Here is a 17,924-nt window from a genome sequence, read left to right on the forward strand (position 1 = left end):
CCTCATTCGAGAGCAGTTCGCTAGCAGGCGATATGCCAACCACCCTGGAGGGCGAAGTCTCGTGGATCCAAGCCCTTAGCCACCGGGGTAATCCGGGGGACTGAAAGGATTACGGCTTTCCGCTTTCCATGGGCAGCAGAACGGAGGCGATGGGGTTCAACTTGCCCTCCTGGAGGAACGAGGGTGCAAGCTCCTCCAGCAGCCGGGCGAGTGTCGTCTTCACCACGCGGCGCAGCTCGGGCCGGGCCGACTCGGGCACCACCGGCTCCAGCACCGCCACCACGCGATCAGCCACGCCCGCGCGCAGGCGCGGGGCCTCCGGAGTGCCCTCGAAGAGCAGCGCCCCCAGCTCGTCGCCCCGCCCCGAGGGCACCGGCCTCGGGTCCACCTTTCCCTCCAGCAGCGCCAGGGCCACCACGGCCGCGAAGAAGTGATCCACCCCCAGCGTGCCCGGCTCCACGCCGAAGCGGGCCAGCAGCTCACGCGCCCGCGCCTGCGAGCCACCGAGCAGCGCGCCCAGCAGCGCCACCTGGGCCTCCGCCCGCGCCAGCACCTCCTCGCTGGCCGCCAGCTCGCGTCGCGAGCGGAAGGGCACCGCCTCCGCCCCGGGCACCTTCAACGTCCGGCGCGGGCGCTTGCGGCGCAGCGCCTCGAGGGCCGCCGCCTCCTCCGGGAAGAGGAGCGCCATGCCCTCCACCTGCGCCAGCGGCTGCTTCATCAGCCGGTCCGCGCGGAACTTGAGCGCCAGTGTCAGGGAGAAGCCCACCTGGAAGACGCGCCGCATCTCCGTGTCGCGCACCACCTGCGTGGCCCGCGAGGGGTCTCCTCCCGTCAGGTGCTCCAGCCCCAACAGCAGGTAGTCGCGCGCCATCTCGCCCACGCGCCGGATGGAATCCAGCTCGCCCGGCTCCTCCACCTCTGCCACCAGCGTGGCGTTGGCCAGATAGCGCAGCTCGGTCTCCAGGTTCTCCCGCTCCAGCTCGTCCAGGCCCCGGAAGGCGGCCTCCAGGTAGTCCGGCTGGCCCTGTCCCGCCACCAGCGCCGTCCCCGAGGACGGAGCCGGCGCCGGCCCCGTTTCCACCCGGCTGAAGAGCCTCGCCGCCTCCTCCAACGGGGGGAAGCCCAGGTCCTGCAGCCGCGCCGTGCGGAAGCGGTGCGCCGTCTCCTCCAGCTCGCCGGGCACCTCCCAGCGCGTGGCCTCCAGGAAGCGCACCGCCTCGAAGGGGTTGTCCGCGATCAGATCGTTGATCAGGACGCGCATCCCGGCCAGCTCCGGGCCCTCCACGCCCTTGAACTCCACCAGGTAGCGGCCCTCGGGCGTCTCCAGCGTCACGCCCTCCGGGTTGACGTCCGGGTTCTCCTCCAGGTCGTGGATGACGGTGAACTCGCGCAGCAGCGACTCGAGCACCTCCGTGTCCACCCCGCGCAGCTTCTGGAGGAAGTCCGCGGGCTCGTCCCCGCGCGCGGCGCGCAGCCAGGTGAGCACCTCGTGCGGCGAGAGCTTGTCCTTCTTCCACCCGCCCAGGTCCACGAAGGTGCGGAACTGCTCCGGCGACGCCAGGTGGACGAGCTCGGTCGAGTCCGCCAGCCCCACCTCCATGATGGTGAAGTAGAGGTCCTCCGCGGGCAGCGAGCGCACCAGGGCGCGCGCGTCCCGGGACTCGATGAGGGCATCGAGCCGCCTCCGTGCGGGCAGCGACGCGAGCTGCCGGCGCACGGCGCTCAGCGCGCGCTGGGTGTCACTTCCATTCCCACTGCTTCCGTTTCCCTTGCCGTTCGACACGGCGCGTGCCTACCACAGCGCCTCCCGGGCCGGGAGTGGAAGCGGGGCTCAACTCACGGCGCTCAACAACGCGTCCCACACCTCGTCCAGGCCCAGCTTCTCCGTCGCGGAGAAGGACAGGACGGCCTCGCGGGGCAGCGACAGCTCCTCGGCGAGCGACTGCAGCCGCGGCTTGCGGCGCGCCTTGGGGAGCCGGTCGATCTTCGTGGCCACCACCAGGATGGGGCGCTTGGCCTCCTGGAGGTAGTCGAGCGTCTGGAAGTCGTCCGAGGTGGGCCCCACCTCGGCGTCGATGATGCTCACCACCACCTTCAGGTCCCGCCGCTTCTCCAGGTAGGTGGTGATCATCGACTGCCAGCTGGACCGCTCCGTCTTGCTCACCTTGGCGAAGCCGTAGCCGGGCAGGTCCGCGAAGCGCACGGTGTGACGCTTGCCCTCGCGCTCCACGTCCACGTCGAAGAAGTTGATCGTCCGGGTACGCCCGGGGGTGTTGGAGACGCGCACCAGCTTCTTGCGGCCGGCCAGCGCGTTGATCATGGACGACTTGCCCACGTTGGAGCGGCCCACGAAGGCCACCTCGGGGGTGGCCACGCCGGTGGGGTAGCCCTTGGGCTCCACCGCCGTGGTGAGGAACCGGGCATCGAGGATCTTGATCACGCTATTTCTTCTTGGCGGTGGCCGGCTCGGGCGAGGCGCTCTCGGCGCGGGGCTGCTTGCCCGCGGTGCGCTCGGCGGACCAGTGGTCGATGGCCTTGAGGGCCTCGACGAAGTTGAAGGGCTTGAGGGACGGCGAGGAAGCGTCGTGGCAGGTGCGGCAGGCCTTCTCCGAGGGATCCACCAGGCCCACCAGCCGGGCGAGCTCGGCGTCCTTCATCACGTAGGCCGGCGCGTAGTACTGGCCGCCGCCATGGCAGGTCTCACACGTCACGTGGGAGACACTCTGGGCGGATTGGTCGGGCGCGTGGCACGACAGGCACCGCGCGTCCTTCTTCTGCGTCTCGGAGAGCGAGTCCGTGGCACGGGCATGCTTGGACTGCATCCAGGCCTCGTAGGCGGCCGGGTGGCAGCCCTTGCAGCTCTCCGGGCCGAGGAAATCGGCGGCTCCGGCGGCTCCGGGCAGGACGAAGGCGAGGACGAGCAAAAGGATCCAGGGGCCACGAGCGCGCATCGGCCCGGTCACTAGCAGACACACCCGGAGCGGGCAAGGCGCAGGTGCGAAACCCGGGGGTCATGTGACCTGCCTGACGGAGGGGGTTCTTGAGAGGGTGCGGGGGGATCCGTTACACCAGAAGGGATGAAGACCATCGCCCTCGTCGCCGTGCTCCTCGCCTCCGCACCCGCCGTGGCCAAGCCGTGGCAGGGGATCGAACCCGGACAGTCCAAGAAGGAGCAGATCACCCAGAAGTTCGGAGAGCCCTCCCGCGTGGTCACCGTCGAGGGCAAGGAGATCATCGCCTACTTCGATCAGAAGGCCATCAAGGGCACCAAGCAGGTTCAGTTCAAGGTGGACCCGGGCACGCAGCTCGTCGAGCGCATCGACGTCTTCCCCGGCCCGGTCATCGACAAGGAGTCGGTGGAGAGCACCTACGGCCCCGCCTGCCCGACCAGCGGCAAGGCGCCGCCCTCCCCCTGCTACGTGAAGAAGCTGACCGACGACTTCCGCACCTACATGCTCTACACCCGCCTGGGACTGGCCGTGTTCCTCAACGAGGACGGCAAGACGGTGCACTCGTTCATCTTCACCACCCAGCAGGCCGCCAAGTAGGCCCCGCTTGAAAATCTACGGACTGACTGGCGGTATCGCCTCCGGCAAGAGCACCGTGAGCCGGATGCTGCGGGAGCTGGGCGCCCAGGTGCTGGACGCGGACGTCATCGCCCGCGAGGTGGTGGAGCCCGGCACCCCGGGCCTCGCCGCCGTGGCCGAGCGCTTCCCGGGCGTGCTGGACGCGGAGGGGCGGTTGGATCGGGCGAAGCTGGGGGCGCGCGTCTTCGGGGACCCGAAGGAGCGGGCCGCCCTCAACGCCATCCTCCACCCGCTCATCGGACAGCAGTTCCTCCTGCGCACCCAGGCGCTGGCCGAGGCGGGGGTGGAGCACCTCCTCTATGACGCTCCCCTCCTCATCGAGAACCGGCTGCACGAGGCCATGAACGGGGTGGTGCTGGTGTGGGTGCCCCGCCAGGTGCAGAAGGCCCGGCTCATGTCGCGCGACGGCCTGGACGAGGCGGCGGCGGAGGCCCGGCTGGCCGCTCAGCTACCGCTCGATGAGAAACGCCAGCATGCGACCTGGCTGGTGGACAACTCGGGAGATCTGGGAGCAACCCGGGCCCAGGTGGAAGAGGTGTGGCGCGCCATGCTCGCGCGCGGCTGAGGGACGGGTATGCTCCGCCGCCCATGAGCGAGAAGCGCAAGGAGCCCCGCGGCAAGGCCGGGACGTACTTCATCACCGGCTTCCCGGGGTTCATCGGCAAGCGGCTGGTCGAGCACATCATCCGGGAGGAGCCCAAGGCCCATGTCTATGCCCTGGTGCAGCCCAAGCACCTCAAGGAGGCCCAGCAAGTGGCTTCCCGGCTGCACGGGACGGGGGCCACGCTGGAGCTGCTCACCGGCGACATCGTGGACATGCACCTGGGCCTGTCCGGTGAGGAGTACCAGCGGCTGTGCGAGCGGGTGACGCACATCTACCATCTGGCCGCCGTCTTCTACCTGGGCGTCCCCAAGGAGACGGCCTGGCGCATCAACGTGGACGGCACCCGCAACGTGCTGGAGCTGGCACGCGACTGCGAGCACCTCAAGCGCTTCAACCACTTCTCCTCCTGCCACGTCTCCGGGGACCGGGTGGGCGTCATCGCCGAGGACGAGCTGGACTGCGGCCAGGGTTTCCGCAACGTCTACGAGGAGACCAAGTTCCAGGCGGAGCGGCTCGTCCAGCGCGCCGCCGCCTCCAACATGCCCGTCACCATCTTCCGCCCGTGCAGCGTGGTGGGGGACTCGCGCACGGGGGAGATCGACCGCTTCGAGGGCCCCTACTACCTGGGCATCCTCCTGGTGACGAGCCCGCTGGTGGTGCCCCTGCCGCTGCCCGGCAACGGCGTGGCCCCGCTCAACGTGGTGCCCGTGGACTACGTGGTGCGCGCGGTGTGGACGCTGTCGCACGACGAGCGCGCCGTGGGCCGCACCTTCCACCTGGTGGACCCCAACCCCATGAGCGCCCGCCGCGTCTACGAGCTCATTGCCGAGAAGGCCCACAAGAAGCTGCCCCGCTTCAACCTGAGCGCCCGGGCCGCGGACGTGATGATGCGCCTGCCCGTGCTGGAGAAGCTCGCCCGCCCCCAGCGCGCCGCCCTCAACTACGTCAACCACCTGGCCATCTACAACTGCCACAACACCCTGGAGCTGCTGGACGGCACTGGCATCCGCTGCCCTCCCCTCTCCTCCTATCTGGATCAGCTGGTGGCCTACGTGCGCGATCAGTACCGCCAGCGCCGCGAGCAGGCCACCGAGGTCGAGGACCCGCTGGACCGGACCCCCACCATCCCCGATGAAGAAACGGGCACCGGCCCTCGTCGGAGCCGCTAATCATGCGCCACCTCTCCCGCCTCCTCTTCCTTCCGCTCGGTGCCGTGCTCGGCACGGGCTGCTTCGTGAACACGGGCCCCGATGTCGAGAAGAACCCGTGCGACCCCAACCCCTGCACCCAGGGTGACAAGACCCAGTGCGTCAACGAGGACGGCAACGCGCGCTGCCTCTGCAAGCCGGGCACCGTCCTGCGGCCGAGCGGCGCCTGCGAGCCCCTCACCGCCGTCAACTGCCCCGAGCACGGCGGCGATACCTCCGAGCCGGATGACTGCCTGTCCCGCGCCGCCCCGCTCGCCACCAACGTCCAGCGCCAGCAGAGCATCGAGCCCGTCGGCGACTACGACTTCTTCAAGATCGACGGCACCGTCGACAACGTCTACACCGTCACCGTGGAGCCTGGGCCCGGCTCGCTCATGCCGCGCGTGGACGTGTTCGATCAGGGCGGTGAGTGGATCCGCGCCCACGACGGCCGTCCCAAGGCCCAGGTGGGCTTCAAGGCCCGCGCCTCCGCGCCCTACTACGTGCGCGTGAGCCACTCGCCGATGGATGCCTCCGCCGCCACCGGCGCCTACGCCCTCACCTCCAGCCTGGTGGGCAAGGATGACTACGGCGACCTCCCGGCCGACTCCACCCTCTTCGTCCCGGACGTGGGCGGCACCAACACCCCGAACACCCGCTACGGGCGCTTCGAGTACGGCCAGGACGAGGACTGGATCGCCCTCGACGTCACCCAGGGCACCACGTACCGGATCGAGTTCGACACCAGCCGCTTCCTGCCCGCGCTCGCCGCCTTCACCCGCGAGGACGTGAAGAACCCGTTCCGCACCGCCCGCGCCGCGTACGTGGACATCTCCTCTCCCGGCGGCAACACCCGGGTCTACCTCAACCTCTACTCGCCGCAGGCCGAGCCGGGCAGCTACGCCTTCCGGCTGTTCCGTTACTAGTGGAGTCCTTGGACAGGGTCCGAGGGCCCGTGGATGTCCCCTCTCCCTCTGGGAGAGGGCTAGGGTGAGGGTCTTCCCCCTGGAGCGCATCCCCACATGGGAGCTCACAGAGAGACGGCGAGGAGGGCAATTGCGTGCCGCGATGCAAGCCGGGGCGAGGAACACGAGGGTGACGTGACGACCCTCACCCCCCGCCCTCTCCCAGAGGGAGAGGGAGCATGCGCAACACGACTCTGTCCACGAACTTCGCGGACACTCCACCAGGCCTCGGCCCGATTCAGCGAACGGTGATGATGTCCTGGTCCAGCAGGTGGGCCAGGACACGCAACGTGTCCAGCCGGGACATGCCGGAGACGGAGAAGAGCGCCTCGTAGGTGAGCTGCCCGTCGATCCGCGACAGCAGGAAGCCCGCGCGGGGATCCAGGCTGAGCCGCATCAGGTCCGCCATGCGCAGCTTCAGCACGGGCACCCGCTTCAGGTCCCCCAGCTTCGCCTCCAGCGCGGCCTGCTGCGCGCGCGCGCAGCGCTCGCGAGCACTCGCCAGCCGAGCATCGCCCGGAGCGAGCGCCTCGGCCTTGAGCACCAGCGCCATGGCGCTCGACGGATCTCCCAACGAGAGCAGCTCCTCCACGCCCTGAAGCAGCGTGACCACGTCCGTCCGGGGAGCCACCTGGGGCACGGGCACGGGCGGGGGCGTGATCGCACGCAGGGGCGTGCTCACCCGAGCGGGCGTGACCGGCCGGGGCGCCTCCACCCGCCGGGGAGCCGCCACCACCGGCTTCTCCTCCTCGAGCGGCGCCTCGGAGAGGAAGGCCAGCACGTCGGCGGTGATGTGGCTGCCCTGAGCCGGAGCGGCGGGCGCCACCTCCATCTCCTCGTCCAACAGGATGACGCTCACCTCCAGCGCGGGCTGGGGCGCCACGGGCCGGGGCACGGCGGCCAGCGGGCGCACGGCGGGCGGCGGAGGCCTCGTGACCGCGGCGTTGCCGCTCTTGGCGAGCCACTCGCGGGCCCGGGGGTTGGAGGGGTCATGCGCCAGGGCACGCACGAAGAGGCGCTGGGCGCCCTCGGCGTCGCCTCCGAGGCGCAGCCAGAGCCCCGCCTCGATGAGCTGGTTGGCCCGGATGGCGTCGTGGCTCGGGGCCTGCTCGCTACCGAAAGAGGCGTGTGGGGCAATCATCGGGACCTCCGGAACGGAGGAGTCCCCCCAGGGGAACTCAGGAAAGCTCAAGAACTTGAGAAATCCTAAGCCCCCACCGGGACCGCGTCAAACACTTTTGGCGGATTTTTCCAAACGAGCGGAATCCCTACACCCTCGAACAATCTCCTTCATTTCCGGAGAGTGTGCGCCCGGACGGCGAGCGCACACTCCCGGGAGAGGCCGTCCCTCAGGACTTGAGGGCGCGCTCGAGGAGGCGCACGCCCTGGTCGAGCTCGTCATGGGTGACGGTGTAGGCCGGGGCGAAGCGGAGGGTCTTCTCGCCGGCGGCGTTGAGGAGCAGGCCGAGCTCGCGGCACTTGGCGATGTAGGGCGCGGCGTCCTGGAAGAGCTCCACGCCGATCAGCAGGCCATGGCCGCGCGCCTCCTTGACGACGGTGGGCAGGCGACCCTGGAGCTCGCGCAGGCGGGAGAGGAAGTAATCCCCCTTCTGCGTCACGTCGCGGAGCATCTGCGGATCCGTCACCTTGCGCAGGACGACGTTGGCGGCGGTGGCGGCGATGAGGTTGCCGCCGAAGGTGGAGCCGTGGGTGCCCGGCACCAGGCTCTTGCCGGCCTCCTCGGTGCACAGCATGGCGCCAATGGGCAGGCCGTTGCCGAGCGACTTCGCCAGGCTGATGCCATCCGGGAGGATGTCCTCGTGCTGGTAGGCGAAGACCTTGCCGGTGCGGCCCATGCCGGTCTGGATCTCATCCACGAGCAGCAGCAGGCCCTTCTCGTCGCACAGGGCGCGCAGGGCCTTGAGGAAGCCCGCGGGAGCCGAGCGCACGCCGCCCTCGCCCTGGATGGGCTCCACGAGGATGGCGGCGGTGTTCGGGCCCACGGCCTTCTTCACGGCCTCCAGGTCCCCGTAGGGCACGTGGGTGAAGCCGGCCGGGAGCGGCTCGAAGCCCTTCTGGTACTTCGTCTGGCCGGTGGCGGTGACGGTGGCCAGGGTGCGCCCGTGGAAGGAGTTCTCGAAGGTGATGATCTCGTAGCGGTCCGGGTTGCCGCGGTCCTTCTGGACCTTGCGGGCCAGCTTGATGAGGGCCTCGTTGGCCTCGGCGCCCGAGTTGCAGAAGAAGGCGCGCTGCAGGCCCGAGGCGGCGGTGAGCCGGCCGGCCAGCTCGATCTGCGGCTCGGAGTAGAAGACGTTGGAGACGTGCCAGAGCTTCTCCAGCTGGCTGCGCACGGCGGCGACCACCTCCGGGTGGCAGTGGCCGAGCCCGCACGTGGCGATGCCGCCGAGCAGGTCCAGATACTCACGGCCCTCGGCGTCCCAGACGCGCGAGCCCAGCCCGCGCTCCAGCACGATGGGCTGCTGCTTGTAGTTCTGCAGCAGGTGGGCCTTGGCCTTCTCCATCCACTGCTCGTTCTTGCCGGCGGTGGAGGCGGCCTTCGAGGCGGCTTCGGTATTGGCGTTCTTCGTCGGAGTGGTGAGGGGCACGGGGACTCCCGGGTGGGCTAGAGGATGTAGCGCGACAGGTCCTCGTCCTGGACGACGGAGGCGAGGCGTTCGCGGACGTACGCGGCATCGATCTGCAGGTCCTTCGGGCCCTGCTCGCTGGCGTTGAAGGATACCTCGTCCAGCAACCTCTCCAGAACAGTGTGCAGGCGCCGAGCGCCGATGTTCTCGGTGCGCTCGTTCACGGACTGTGCGATGCGGGCCAGTTCCATGATGGCGTCGTCGGAGAATTTCAGCTGCACGCCCTCGGTGGCGAGCAGCGCGGTGTACTGGCGGATGAGCGAGTTGCGCGGCTCGCGGAGGATGCGCACCAGGTCCTCGCCCGTGAGGGGCTCGAGCTCCACGCGGATGGGGAAGCGGCCCTGGAGCTCGGGGATGAGGTCGCTCGGCTTGGAGACGTGGAAGGCCCCCGCGGCGATGAAGAGCATGTGGTCCGTCTTCACCTGGCCGTACTTGGTGTTGACGGTGGAGCCCTCGACGATGGGGAGGATGTCGCGCTGCACGCCCTCGCGCGACACGTCCGGGCCGGCGCCCTTCCCTCCGCCCTCGCGGCTGGCGATCTTGTCGATCTCGTCGATGAAGATGATGCCGCTGGTCTCCGCGCGCACGAGCGCCTCGCGGTTGACGCGGTCGCCGTCCACCAGCTTGGCGGCCTCCTCGCGCTCCAGCAGGCGCAGGGCCTCGGGGGCACGCACCTTGCGCCGCTGCGAGCGGCTCATGCCGGGCATGTTCTTGAAGAGATCCTGCAGGTTGACGCCGATCTCCTCCATGCCCTGGCCGGAGAAGTTGCGCAGGAAGGTGGGAGTCCCGCTCTCGGTGGTCTCGAGCTCCACCTCCTGGTCATCGAGCGTGCCGGCGCGCAGCTGGGCGCGGAGCTTCTCGCGCTCCATATCCCCGAGCCGGGGCGCGGAGGGCGGCGGCGGAGGCGCCATGAAGCCGATGCCCCCCGAGGGACGCGGGGTGGGCCCCTGGCCGGAGAGCAGCTGCGCCAGCCGATCCTCGGCGATCTCCGTGGCGCGGGCGCGCACCTTCTCCATCTCCTCGTCGCGCACGAGCGCGATGGCGGCCTCGACGAGGTCGCGCACCATGGACTCGACATCGCGGCCCACGTAGCCGACCTCGGTGAACTTGGAGGCCTCCACCTTGACGAAGGGAGCCTGGGCGAGCTTCGCCAGGCGCCGGGCGATCTCCGTCTTCCCCACGCCGGTGGGGCCGATCATGATGATGTTCTTGGGGTGGATCTCATCGCGCAGGTCCTCGGAGACCTGCTGGCGGCGCCAGCGGTTGCGCAGGGCGATGGCCACCGCGCGCTTGGCGGCGTTCTGCCCGACGATGTAGCGGTCCAGCTCGCCCACGACCTCGCGCGGAGTGAAGGTGGGGTTCTTTCGTGCGTTGCTCACGGTGACGCCCCCTCAGAGCTCTTCGATGGAGATGTTGGAGTTGGTGTAGATGCAGATGTCCGCGGCGATCTGCATGGCGTGGGTGGCCACCTCACGGGCGGGCAGCTGCGTGTGCGCCATGAGGGCGCGGGCGGCGGCGAGCGCGTAGGAGCCACCGCTGCCCACGGCGGCGATGCCGTAGTCGGGCTCGATGACGTCGCCGGAGCCGGAGAGGATGAAGGTCTTCTCGCGATCGGCCACGACGAGCAGGGCCTCCAGGCGGCGGAGGAAGCGGTCGGTGCGCCAGTCCTTCCCGAGCTCCACGCAGGCGCGGGCCAGGTTCTTCTGGTGCTCCTTGAGACGAGCCTCGAAGCGCTCGAAGAGGGTGAAGGCGTCGGCGGTGCTGCCCGCGAAGCCGGCGATGACGGAGCCCTCGCCGATGCGGCGCACCTTCTTCGCCGTGTTCTTCATGATGGTCTTGTCGAGACTGACCTGACCATCGCCCGCGATGACGACCTTTCCCTCGCGGCGGACGCAGAGGATGGTGGTGCCGTGGAACATGGAGGGGGGTTTAACAAGTGGAAGCGGGGGATTCCATCGTTCCCCGACTGGCTGTTCGCCCTCGCACCCTTTTCGCAGTAGCCCCGCCTGGAGCGTCGTTCAGCGCGCCTTGAGAGGGGCGGTGCATTGGCCCGGCGCATGCTTCCGGCGCCGCTCGCCATGCCCGGACCCCATGACCTCTTCGCACGCTTCACCTTCGGCCACCCCGAGCGAGCCGCGGCGGAACTGCGTGCCGTCCTGCCTCCGCATGTCGTCTCCGAGGTGGACTGGTCGTCCCTGCGGAGAGAGTCCGGCTCCGTCGTGGACCCGGAGCTGAGGGAGACCGAGAGCGACCTGCTCTTCACGGCCCGCCTGCGCGAGGGCCGGCCGTTGCGGCTGTATGTGCTGCTCGAACACCAGTCCTCGGTGGACAGGTGGATGGCGCTGAGAATGCTGCGTTACGTGGTCCGGCAGGTGGAGCACTGGCGCACACAGCATCCGGAGAGCACGGTGCTCCCGGTCATCATCCCGCTGGTCATGTACCACGGGCCGGACGGGGCCTGGTCGGCACCCCGCCGGGCGGAGGAGCTCTTCGACGTGCCGGGCGAGGGGGAACAACGGGAGCGCTGGAGGGCGCTGATGCCACGCTTCGGCGACCCGCCTCCGCATGCTGGGCTACAAGGTCGCGCTTTGCAGGATCGATGAACAGACGAGCTCCCGAGCAGACGAAGGCGCTCGTCGTACCCGGTGATGACTCCCTCCGGTGCGCGGCGTCGTAGACGGCCTGGAGCCGATCCCAGCTCACATCCAAGACCATCAACCCCTGGGCCAAAAAAAAAGCCGGCCACACAGGGCCGGCTTCTTCTACCTACAGAGGTCTTCGAACACCGCGCTCACTCCCCGAGGACGAGATCCGCGGGGACGTTGTTGCGCAGGATGATCCGGTTGAGCTCCTCCACGTACTCGCTCTGGTAGCGGATGGAGCCATTGAGATAGCCCTGGGCCACCAGGATGTTGGAGGTGAGATCCCGGCTCACGGGACGCAGGTTGTAGACCTTGCCGAACCACTCCCGCCGCTCGATGGCGAGGATCTTGTCGAGCGTGCCATCCTGCTTGACCAGGTACTCACCCGGGATGAAATCCATGGCCTTGGAGACTGCGCCCTCGCTGGTGACGAGCGGGTGATGCTCCGTCACCGACAGGCTGCCACCCGACTCCATGTGGAAGTCCAGGATCTCCTGCTTCGCGGGATCCTTGTCCAGGGTGTAGGTCGCGACAGGGTTGGCGATGTAGGTGAGGTTGTCGAGGGTGGCGTCCGGCGAGAGGGTGATCAGATCCGCGCGGCCAATGGACTGGGCCGCGGAGATGCTCTGCTCACCCGCCTCGAAGAGGACCTGCTGGTCGGGGGTGTAGCAACCCGGCTCGCACACGCCATCGTTGAGGACGTCCGCGGGCTTCTCCAGGTGGCCCAGTTGAGCGAGCTGTTCACCCGTCAGGGTCCAGGAGCTGGGCGTCACCTGGGCCTGGGAGCCGGCGGCACCGGGCCCGATCCAGATGTCGTAGTTCACCCTGGGATCCACATACACCGGGTAGATGTAGATCTGATAAGTGAGATACGCGGTGTTGGCATCCTCCGTGAAGACGGGGGACCAGAAGCGGCTGTCCTTCGGTTTGCCCGCGAGCTGATAGAGGTTCTTGTTCGCCTGAATCTGGGCCCACCGCTGCCGCCCATAGGCCTGGCTCGAGTTGGTGATCTGATCAAAGGTGCAACGGTACTCTGAGGGAGCCCAGGTGACGGCGGATGCCTGGGATGCAATACCCAGAATCGTCATGGCAGCAAGGGAATAGATGTTTTTCTTCATGCGTGGTGGTCTCCAGGCCAGAGGGACTGCGTGTGATGCGGGAGTTGCCCGCCTCAGCTCTTCAATGCTGGGTGAAAAGCGTCATTCAGTTCCGTGGGATGACTTCATCCGGCACGTTGTCGCGTAGGATGATCCGGTTGAGCTCCTCGACGAGCTCGCTCTGGAAACGACCCGAGCCGTTGAGATAACCCTCCGCGACCAGGATGTTCGACGTGAGCTCTCTGCTCCGGGGACGCAGGTTGTAGACCTTGCCGTACCATTGCCGCGCTTCGATGGAGACGATCTCGTCCAGGGAGCCATCCTGCTTCACCAGGTGCTCGCCGGCGACGAATAGTCGGGCCTTCTTCACACGGCCCTCGCTCGTCACGAGCGGGTGCTCGAGCGTCACGGCCAGCTTGCCCCCGGACTCCATGCGGAAGTGGAGGATCTCCTGGCTGGAGGCATCCCGATCCAGCGTGTAGCGCTCGACGGTGTCGCGGACGAGCTGGATGGAATCCAGCGTCGACTCCGGCGCCAGCGTCACCAGGTCGGCGACGCCCCTCGTCTGGGCCTCTTCGATGGAGACGGCCCCATCCTGGAAGAGAACCTTCTGGTCCGGCATGTAGCAACCCGGCTCGCAAATACCATCCACGAGCACCTGGACGGGCTTCAAGGTATAGCTGGCGTTGAGGATCTGGCTGCCGGTGTAACCCGCGGTCGGGGAGTTGGGCGCGCCCGGACCGAGGTACGGCACGTAATAATTGTCAGGATCCACGTACACGGGATAGAGCCACATGCCGTAGTCCACGAAGGCGGTCGTGGAGTACGCCGTGTACTCCGACAGCCAGAAACGCTGATCCCGGGTGGCCGAGATGTTGTACGGGTCGTTGTTGGCCCATCGCTGGGCCCATTTCTGGCGACCTTCCCCCTGGTCGCTGTTGAGCTGATCCTGCGCGCACCGGTAGTAGCTGGGCGTCCAGGGAGGAGGCGGGACTCCACCTCCTCCGCCACCCTCGCTGGGTTCCTCCGGGTACATCTCGAGCATGTCGACCGCCCGGAGCTGCGCTTGCTGTTCCTGCTGCTCGAGGGCGAAGGCGTTCGTGGCACTCACGCAAAGCGCGAGCACCCACAGGGAGGGATTCTTCATGGCTGATGACTCCAATCCTCAAGACATCGACAAACAGCGAAGCGGCTTTCACATCAGGCGGAGGCGGGGCCGAGCGACCCCGCCTCCCGCGCTCCGTCAGTCGTTATGGGCCGACTGGAGCGAGACCGGGGCCAGCGCCGGACGGAGGTTGAGCTTGCCGAGCGCACGGCGCAGATCGGGCCTCGGTCCAATCTGCTTCGCGTCGGCGGCCTGCGCGGTCCCCGTGGACACCAGGAGATCACGAATCGCCAGGGGCGACAGCGGGTAGCGCCCATTGGCCTTCAGGGCCCCCTGGATGCTGGCGACCGAGGCGGTGACGATGGGGGAAGCGCTGGAGGTGCCGCTGAACACCGAGGTGTAGTACTGGTTCTCGTCACCCGGGTTGAAGCGGTCCCCGTAACCCGTCGAGGTGACCACCTCGCCCCAGGCGTGCACGTCCACCCGGCTGCCATAGTTGGTCCAGCACATTGGCACCCGGCCCGCGGACGAGCTGGCGCCCACGAGGATGGCACCGGAGTCTCGCGTGTTGCGGTTGAAGACACCCCCGTAGGCGGCGTCATCCAGGTTCGAGCTGCCGTTGCCGGCGGCCTCGACCACCGTCACGCCATTGATGGAAGCCAGGGAGATGGCGTCGTACTCCGCCTGCCAGTACTCCATGGCGATGTAGTCGCACTGCGGGGTGTTGCACGTGCAGGGAGTGCTGTTGGCCGGTCCCAGGCGGTGCAGCTCGATCAGGACGACGCCTCCCGCCCCCACCGCGTTGGCGGCATTGGTGATGGCACTGGCCACGCTCTGCGCGCCAATGGCCTCGTGGCCAATCTGGGCCCCATGGGCAATGCCCGTCACGCCATAACCGTTCTGTACGCCCACCATCTCACCCACCACCGCGGTGCCATGGTTGCGCCAGCCGATGTCGGCGAACTGGGTGCCCCCCGTATGGAAGAAGGTGGGCAGATCCTCGTGAGTGGTGCGCCACGCGCCCTCCACGTCGACGATCTTCACGCCCGAGCCATTGCCTCCGGCGACGGTCCACGCGTACAGCGCGTCCACGCCCAGCGGCGCGGCCTGGAGGTAGCCCTGCTCCCCCTGGAACTGCGGGGTGGTCGGAGCCAGGTCCACGGCGCCCAGCACGGACGTCACCAGCTGGGGCAAGGAGACCGCCGCGGGCTCCGCCAGCGGCTCGGCATAGGCGGTCTCCACGCTCGGCAGCGCGTCGAGCTCGGCCACCAGCTTCGCCATGTCCGAGGCGGTGGTGCCCTCCGCCAGGGGCACCTCCATGTACAGGTTGAGGTCCGCCATCTCCCGCCCACCGCGGAGCTCCGCGGTGGCCTTGTTGGCCGTCAGCGTCCGCTCGTCCGCGGTGAACAACCGGGCCAGCCTGCCCGCGCGAGACTCTCGCGACACGGCCTTGTGGACGATCTCCAGATCCGACGACAGCCGGGCATCGTCCAACCGGAGCGCGGACAGCTTGGAGCGCTCCTGCTCGCTACGCTCCGCCACGTCCACGCTCAGCGAGCTGCCCCGCAGGCGCACATGGGTGCCCTCATGGAACTTGATGACGACGCGCGAGACCTGGACGTCCCTGCGCTGGCTCGCGGCAACTCCCTTCTTCGGCAACACTCGGGGCTCCAGCTCCCGCGCCCCCGCGACCGCCGGGGCGGCAACCCCCAGGGCAAGCGCCATGGACAGACCACGCATGACACCACCCAGCTGAACACTCCTGGCACTCATGGAATCGCTCCTCTTGTTCGGATAGTCGTTACGGCTGTGAATTCAGATTGAAGCGGGCGATGAACGCATCCTGCCGGCCCTGGCTGCCCAATCCCCACAGATCGCCCGTCGTGAAGCCCGTGATGACGACGTCTCCCGCCTTGGTGACGATGACGTCGGAAGCCTCGTCGTTGCCGGTCGTTCCGATCTGACGGGACCAGTCCATGTTCCCCTGGGCGTCGTACCTGGCGACGAACGCATCCCGGCCTCCAGCGTTGTTCTTGCCCTCCTGCATCGCGCCGGTCGTGAAGCCCGCGACGTAGACCCTGCCCTCCGTGTCGAGCGCCATCCCCGTCGCACGGCTGAACTTCGACTTCACGCCGATCCGCTTGATCCACTCCGGCCGGTCTCCATTCACGCTGTACTTCAGCAGGAACGAGTTCTGGAGGCCGTCGTTCTCGGACATGCCCTGCTCGAGATCGCTGAAGGAAACGGCCAGGACATAGAGATGACCCGCGTCATCCACCACCGCATCGAGCGCCGCGTCGATGTCGGACGTTGCCACCTGGCTCTTCCACGCCTCCACGTCCAGGTCATCCTGGGCAATCTTCGTGACGAACACATCCGTGGAGCCCGCGTGGCTCCCAGGCTCCTTGTAATCACCCATCGTCGAGCCCACGATGAAGATGTTGCCGGACGAGTCGAGCGCGAGGCCCTCGGCCCGATCATGGTCGGACGTCCCATACATCTTCCGCGTGGCGATCGTGCCGTCCGGGCTCAGCTTGTCGAGGGTGATCTGGAAGCCTTCGTAGACATCCTCCTGTGAGGTGCCCGCGATGTAGGCGTTGACGCCATTGCTCTCTTGACGCAAGGCGACGCCCAGCGCGGCATCTTCCTCGGCCGAGCCGTACTGCCGTGTCCATTCCCGGGTGCCAGTGGAGCGCAACTTCGTGGCGAAGATGTCATTGAAGCCCTGTCCGGACTCGGACGCGCCTGGCATCTGACCGGCGGTACTCCCCACCAGGTAGGTCGTCCTATCGGACGCGATGGCGATGTCCTTGACACTGTCTTCGCCCGCGGAACCCAGCTGGGTGATCCTCACGTCGGGAAAGAACAACGTCCCCGCGGGGCTGGTGTCCGGCATGATCGGCGGAAAACGGGCGGAGAAGACATCCAGCCCCGCTCCGGCCTCCGTCACGTTGAGGTTGCCAGCCCCACTGAAGCGGCCCCGGGTGTTGCCCGCGACATAGATATTGCACTCATCATCGGTGCCAATCGCGACCCCCGTATCGTCCTGGTCCGTGCCGAATTGCCAGATGTCCCAGACGTGCACCCGTGAGCAAGGGGGGGAGCCCAGATTTCCACAGGTCCCGGATGCCTCGCAGCCGGTGGGGTCACCATTGGGCTCATCGACGTTAGGGGTATCGCAACCCGTCCAGGCCAGCAACAGGGCGGAGAGCAGCTTGGAGGCGTGAAGCGTGGAGCGTAGGAGCGTGTTCATTTTTTGTCCGCGAGTGCCCAGAGGGCGTCGTAGCGAAGCATGGAGTACTTGAGCAGCTTTTCCAGGTCCGTACCGCGCACGCTCGCCAGCAGTTCCTCGGCCCGCTTGCGATCGTTGTAGAGCATGACCATGAAGAGCTCGACCTTGTCTCCAGACAGGGAGCGGCGCAGCTCCAGATCCTGATCGGCTCGGATGTTCCTGGCGAGGATGACCTCCTCGACGTCCTTCAACAGCGCCTGCCGTTCCGGGTTCTCCTTCCACTCCAATCCCATCCCCAGATATTCGACCCGGTAGAGCCGCTTGAACTGTCCCTCCTCCGTGAAGGTCTTCTCGTCGGCGGCGAGCAGATCCCTCTTGGCGGCTTCGATGAGCTCGCGATCCTTGTACATGCCGCGCAACATCTCCTTCTCTTGCGGCTTGAGCAGGACCTTGCGCTGAAGTTGCCGGAACTGGGCGATGTCCGGATTGGCCGCCATGACGCGCTGACGGAGGGCATCCAGCGGCGAGCGGGGCTTGGCCAGGAGCGGCGGCGTGGTGTCCGTCTCCAACGGATCACTGACGACCACGGGATGCGCGGACTCGACGGGCACCTGGGGCTTGCCGGACTGGGGACTCAACGGCCGCGCGGGCTCGGATGGCGGGCTCGCGGCCACACGGGGCTGCTCCGGCGCGGGAGTGGGCGCCTCACTGGCGAACACGCCCGCCTTGCTCAGGAAGAAGAAGAGGACGGATGACCCCAGGACCAGGACGGCCAGCAGGGGAAGGACGAGATGCTTGGATTGAGGCTTGCGGTCCATTCGGAGCTCCAACTTCGGGACTGGCAGCGCTGGGTGGACGAG

General features: G+C 67.9%; 17 protein-coding genes. 5 read left to right on the forward strand and 12 right to left on the reverse strand.

The features are described 5' to 3' along the window. Positions 1-109: 109 nt before the first annotated feature. The 3 genes from JRI60_RS32585 to JRI60_RS32595 are packed head-to-tail and all read right to left on the reverse strand — an operon-like array spanning position 110 to position 2,951. A complete protein-coding gene (locus JRI60_RS32585; RefSeq protein ID WP_204219831.1) occupies positions 110-1,783 on the reverse strand; it encodes a DUF6178 family protein in 1,674 nt (557 codons plus the stop codon). Between the two features lie 48 nt (positions 1,784-1,831). Next, entirely contained in the window at positions 1,832-2,440 is a 609-nt protein-coding gene (gene yihA, locus JRI60_RS32590) for a ribosome biogenesis GTP-binding protein YihA/YsxC (protein ID WP_204219832.1), read from the reverse strand. Between the two features lies 1 nt (position 2,441). After that, a complete protein-coding gene (locus tag JRI60_RS32595; RefSeq protein WP_204219833.1) occupies positions 2,442-2,951 on the reverse strand; it encodes a multiheme c-type cytochrome in 510 nt (169 codons plus the stop codon). A 126-nt stretch (positions 2,952-3,077) separates the two neighbouring features. Here JRI60_RS32595 and JRI60_RS32600 point away from each other — a divergent pair, with 126 nt between their 5' ends. The 4 genes from JRI60_RS32600 to JRI60_RS32615 are packed head-to-tail and all read left to right on the forward strand — an operon-like array spanning position 3,078 to position 6,304. Then, the gene (locus JRI60_RS32600; RefSeq protein ID WP_204219834.1) at positions 3,078-3,548 is read left to right on the forward strand and encodes a hypothetical protein; all 471 of its coding nucleotides are present in this window, start codon (positions 3,078-3,080) and stop codon (positions 3,546-3,548) included. 7 nt (positions 3,549-3,555) lie between these two features. Continuing rightward, entirely contained in the window at positions 3,556-4,152 is a 597-nt protein-coding gene (gene coaE, locus JRI60_RS32605; RefSeq protein ID WP_204219835.1) for a dephospho-CoA kinase, read from the forward strand. A gap of 23 nt (positions 4,153-4,175) precedes the next feature. Then, entirely contained in the window at positions 4,176-5,360 is a 1,185-nt protein-coding gene (locus JRI60_RS32610; RefSeq protein WP_204219836.1) for an SDR family oxidoreductase, read from the forward strand. Positions 5,361-5,362: 2 nt separating this feature from the next. Continuing rightward, complete coding sequence (locus JRI60_RS32615) at positions 5,363-6,304, forward strand: hypothetical protein (RefSeq protein ID WP_204219837.1); 942 nt, start codon at positions 5,363-5,365, stop codon at positions 6,302-6,304. A 277-nt stretch (positions 6,305-6,581) separates the two neighbouring features. On the opposite strand, the gene JRI60_RS32620 is transcribed toward JRI60_RS32615, so the two are convergent. From JRI60_RS32620 to hslV, 4 genes are all read right to left on the reverse strand, one after another. Further along, positions 6,582-7,484: a hypothetical protein gene (locus tag JRI60_RS32620; RefSeq protein ID WP_204219838.1), complete on the reverse strand. Its 903-nt coding sequence runs from the start codon at positions 7,482-7,484 to the stop codon at positions 6,582-6,584. 208 nt (positions 7,485-7,692) lie between these two features. Then, a complete protein-coding gene (locus tag JRI60_RS32625) occupies positions 7,693-8,865 on the reverse strand; it encodes an aspartate aminotransferase family protein (RefSeq protein ID WP_204229187.1) in 1,173 nt (390 codons plus the stop codon). 101 nt (positions 8,866-8,966) lie between these two features. Further along, entirely contained in the window at positions 8,967-10,367 is a 1,401-nt protein-coding gene (gene hslU / locus JRI60_RS32630) for an ATP-dependent protease ATPase subunit HslU (protein ID WP_204219839.1), read from the reverse strand. Positions 10,368-10,379: 12 nt separating this feature from the next. Beyond that, positions 10,380-10,907, reverse strand: coding sequence for an ATP-dependent protease subunit HslV (gene hslV, locus JRI60_RS32635; protein ID WP_204219840.1), 528 nt, complete (start codon positions 10,905-10,907; stop codon positions 10,380-10,382). 138 nt (positions 10,908-11,045) lie between these two features. Between hslV and JRI60_RS32640 the strand changes: the two genes are divergently transcribed. Further along, entirely contained in the window at positions 11,046-11,591 is a 546-nt protein-coding gene (locus tag JRI60_RS32640; RefSeq protein WP_239469836.1) for an Rpn family recombination-promoting nuclease/putative transposase, read from the forward strand. 188 nt (positions 11,592-11,779) lie between these two features. On the opposite strand, the gene JRI60_RS32645 is transcribed toward JRI60_RS32640, so the two are convergent. From JRI60_RS32645 to JRI60_RS32665, 5 genes are all read right to left on the reverse strand, one after another. Beyond that, complete coding sequence (locus tag JRI60_RS32645; RefSeq protein WP_204219841.1) at positions 11,780-12,718, reverse strand: Hint domain-containing protein; 939 nt, start codon at positions 12,716-12,718, stop codon at positions 11,780-11,782. Positions 12,719-12,833: 115 nt separating this feature from the next. Continuing rightward, positions 12,834-13,874 (reverse strand): hypothetical protein, encoded by a 1,041-nt coding sequence (locus JRI60_RS32650; protein WP_204219842.1) that lies wholly within the window; start codon positions 13,872-13,874, stop codon positions 12,834-12,836. A gap of 96 nt (positions 13,875-13,970) precedes the next feature. Continuing rightward, positions 13,971-15,572 (reverse strand): S8 family peptidase, encoded by a 1,602-nt coding sequence (locus JRI60_RS32655; RefSeq protein ID WP_239469837.1) that lies wholly within the window; start codon positions 15,570-15,572, stop codon positions 13,971-13,973. 61 nt (positions 15,573-15,633) lie between these two features. Beyond that, positions 15,634-17,085: an SBBP repeat-containing protein gene (locus tag JRI60_RS32660; protein ID WP_204219844.1), complete on the reverse strand. Its 1,452-nt coding sequence runs from the start codon at positions 17,083-17,085 to the stop codon at positions 15,634-15,636. Further along, complete coding sequence (locus JRI60_RS32665; RefSeq protein ID WP_204219845.1) at positions 17,082-17,882, reverse strand: hypothetical protein; 801 nt, start codon at positions 17,880-17,882, stop codon at positions 17,082-17,084. The genes JRI60_RS32660 and JRI60_RS32665 overlap by 4 nt, the downstream gene beginning before the upstream one ends. Positions 17,883-17,924: the final 42 nt, after the last annotated feature.

Source organism: Archangium violaceum (assembly GCF_016887565.1).
GTDB lineage: Bacteria > Myxococcota > Myxococcia > Myxococcales > Myxococcaceae > Archangium > Archangium violaceum_B.

What these genes read in the sequence shown, in the direction of transcription:
- JRI60_RS32595 (WP_204219833.1), bottom strand. Translation starts at nt 2,951, where the DNA reads ATGCGCGCTCGTGGCCCCTGGATCCTTTTGCTCGTCCTCGCCTTCGTC.
- JRI60_RS32600 (WP_204219834.1), top strand. Translation starts at nt 3,078, where the DNA reads ATGAAGACCATCGCCCTCGTCGCCGTGCTCCTCGCCTCCGCACCCGCC.
- JRI60_RS32610 (WP_204219836.1), top strand. Translation starts at nt 4,176, where the DNA reads ATGAGCGAGAAGCGCAAGGAGCCCCGCGGCAAGGCCGGGACGTACTTC.
- JRI60_RS32615 (WP_204219837.1), top strand. Translation starts at nt 5,363, where the DNA reads ATGCGCCACCTCTCCCGCCTCCTCTTCCTTCCGCTCGGTGCCGTGCTC.
- JRI60_RS32620 (WP_204219838.1), bottom strand. Translation starts at nt 7,484, where the DNA reads ATGATTGCCCCACACGCCTCTTTCGGTAGCGAGCAGGCCCCGAGCCAC.
- JRI60_RS32625 (WP_204229187.1), bottom strand. Translation starts at nt 8,865, where the DNA reads ATGGAGAAGGCCAAGGCCCACCTGCTGCAGAACTACAAGCAGCAGCCC.
- hslV (WP_204219840.1), bottom strand. Translation starts at nt 10,907, where the DNA reads ATGTTCCACGGCACCACCATCCTCTGCGTCCGCCGCGAGGGAAAGGTC.
- JRI60_RS32640 (WP_239469836.1), top strand. Translation starts at nt 11,046, where the DNA reads ATGCTTCCGGCGCCGCTCGCCATGCCCGGACCCCATGACCTCTTCGCA.
- JRI60_RS32645 (WP_204219841.1), bottom strand. Translation starts at nt 12,718, where the DNA reads ATGACGATTCTGGGTATTGCATCCCAGGCATCCGCCGTCACCTGGGCT.
- JRI60_RS32650 (WP_204219842.1), bottom strand. Translation starts at nt 13,874, where the DNA reads ATGAAGAATCCCTCCCTGTGGGTGCTCGCGCTTTGCGTGAGTGCCACG.
- JRI60_RS32655 (WP_239469837.1), bottom strand. Translation starts at nt 15,572, where the DNA reads ATGCGTGGTCTGTCCATGGCGCTTGCCCTGGGGGTTGCCGCCCCGGCG.
- JRI60_RS32660 (WP_204219844.1), bottom strand. Translation starts at nt 17,085, where the DNA reads ATGAACACGCTCCTACGCTCCACGCTTCACGCCTCCAAGCTGCTCTCC.
- JRI60_RS32665 (WP_204219845.1), bottom strand. Translation starts at nt 17,882, where the DNA reads ATGGACCGCAAGCCTCAATCCAAGCATCTCGTCCTTCCCCTGCTGGCC.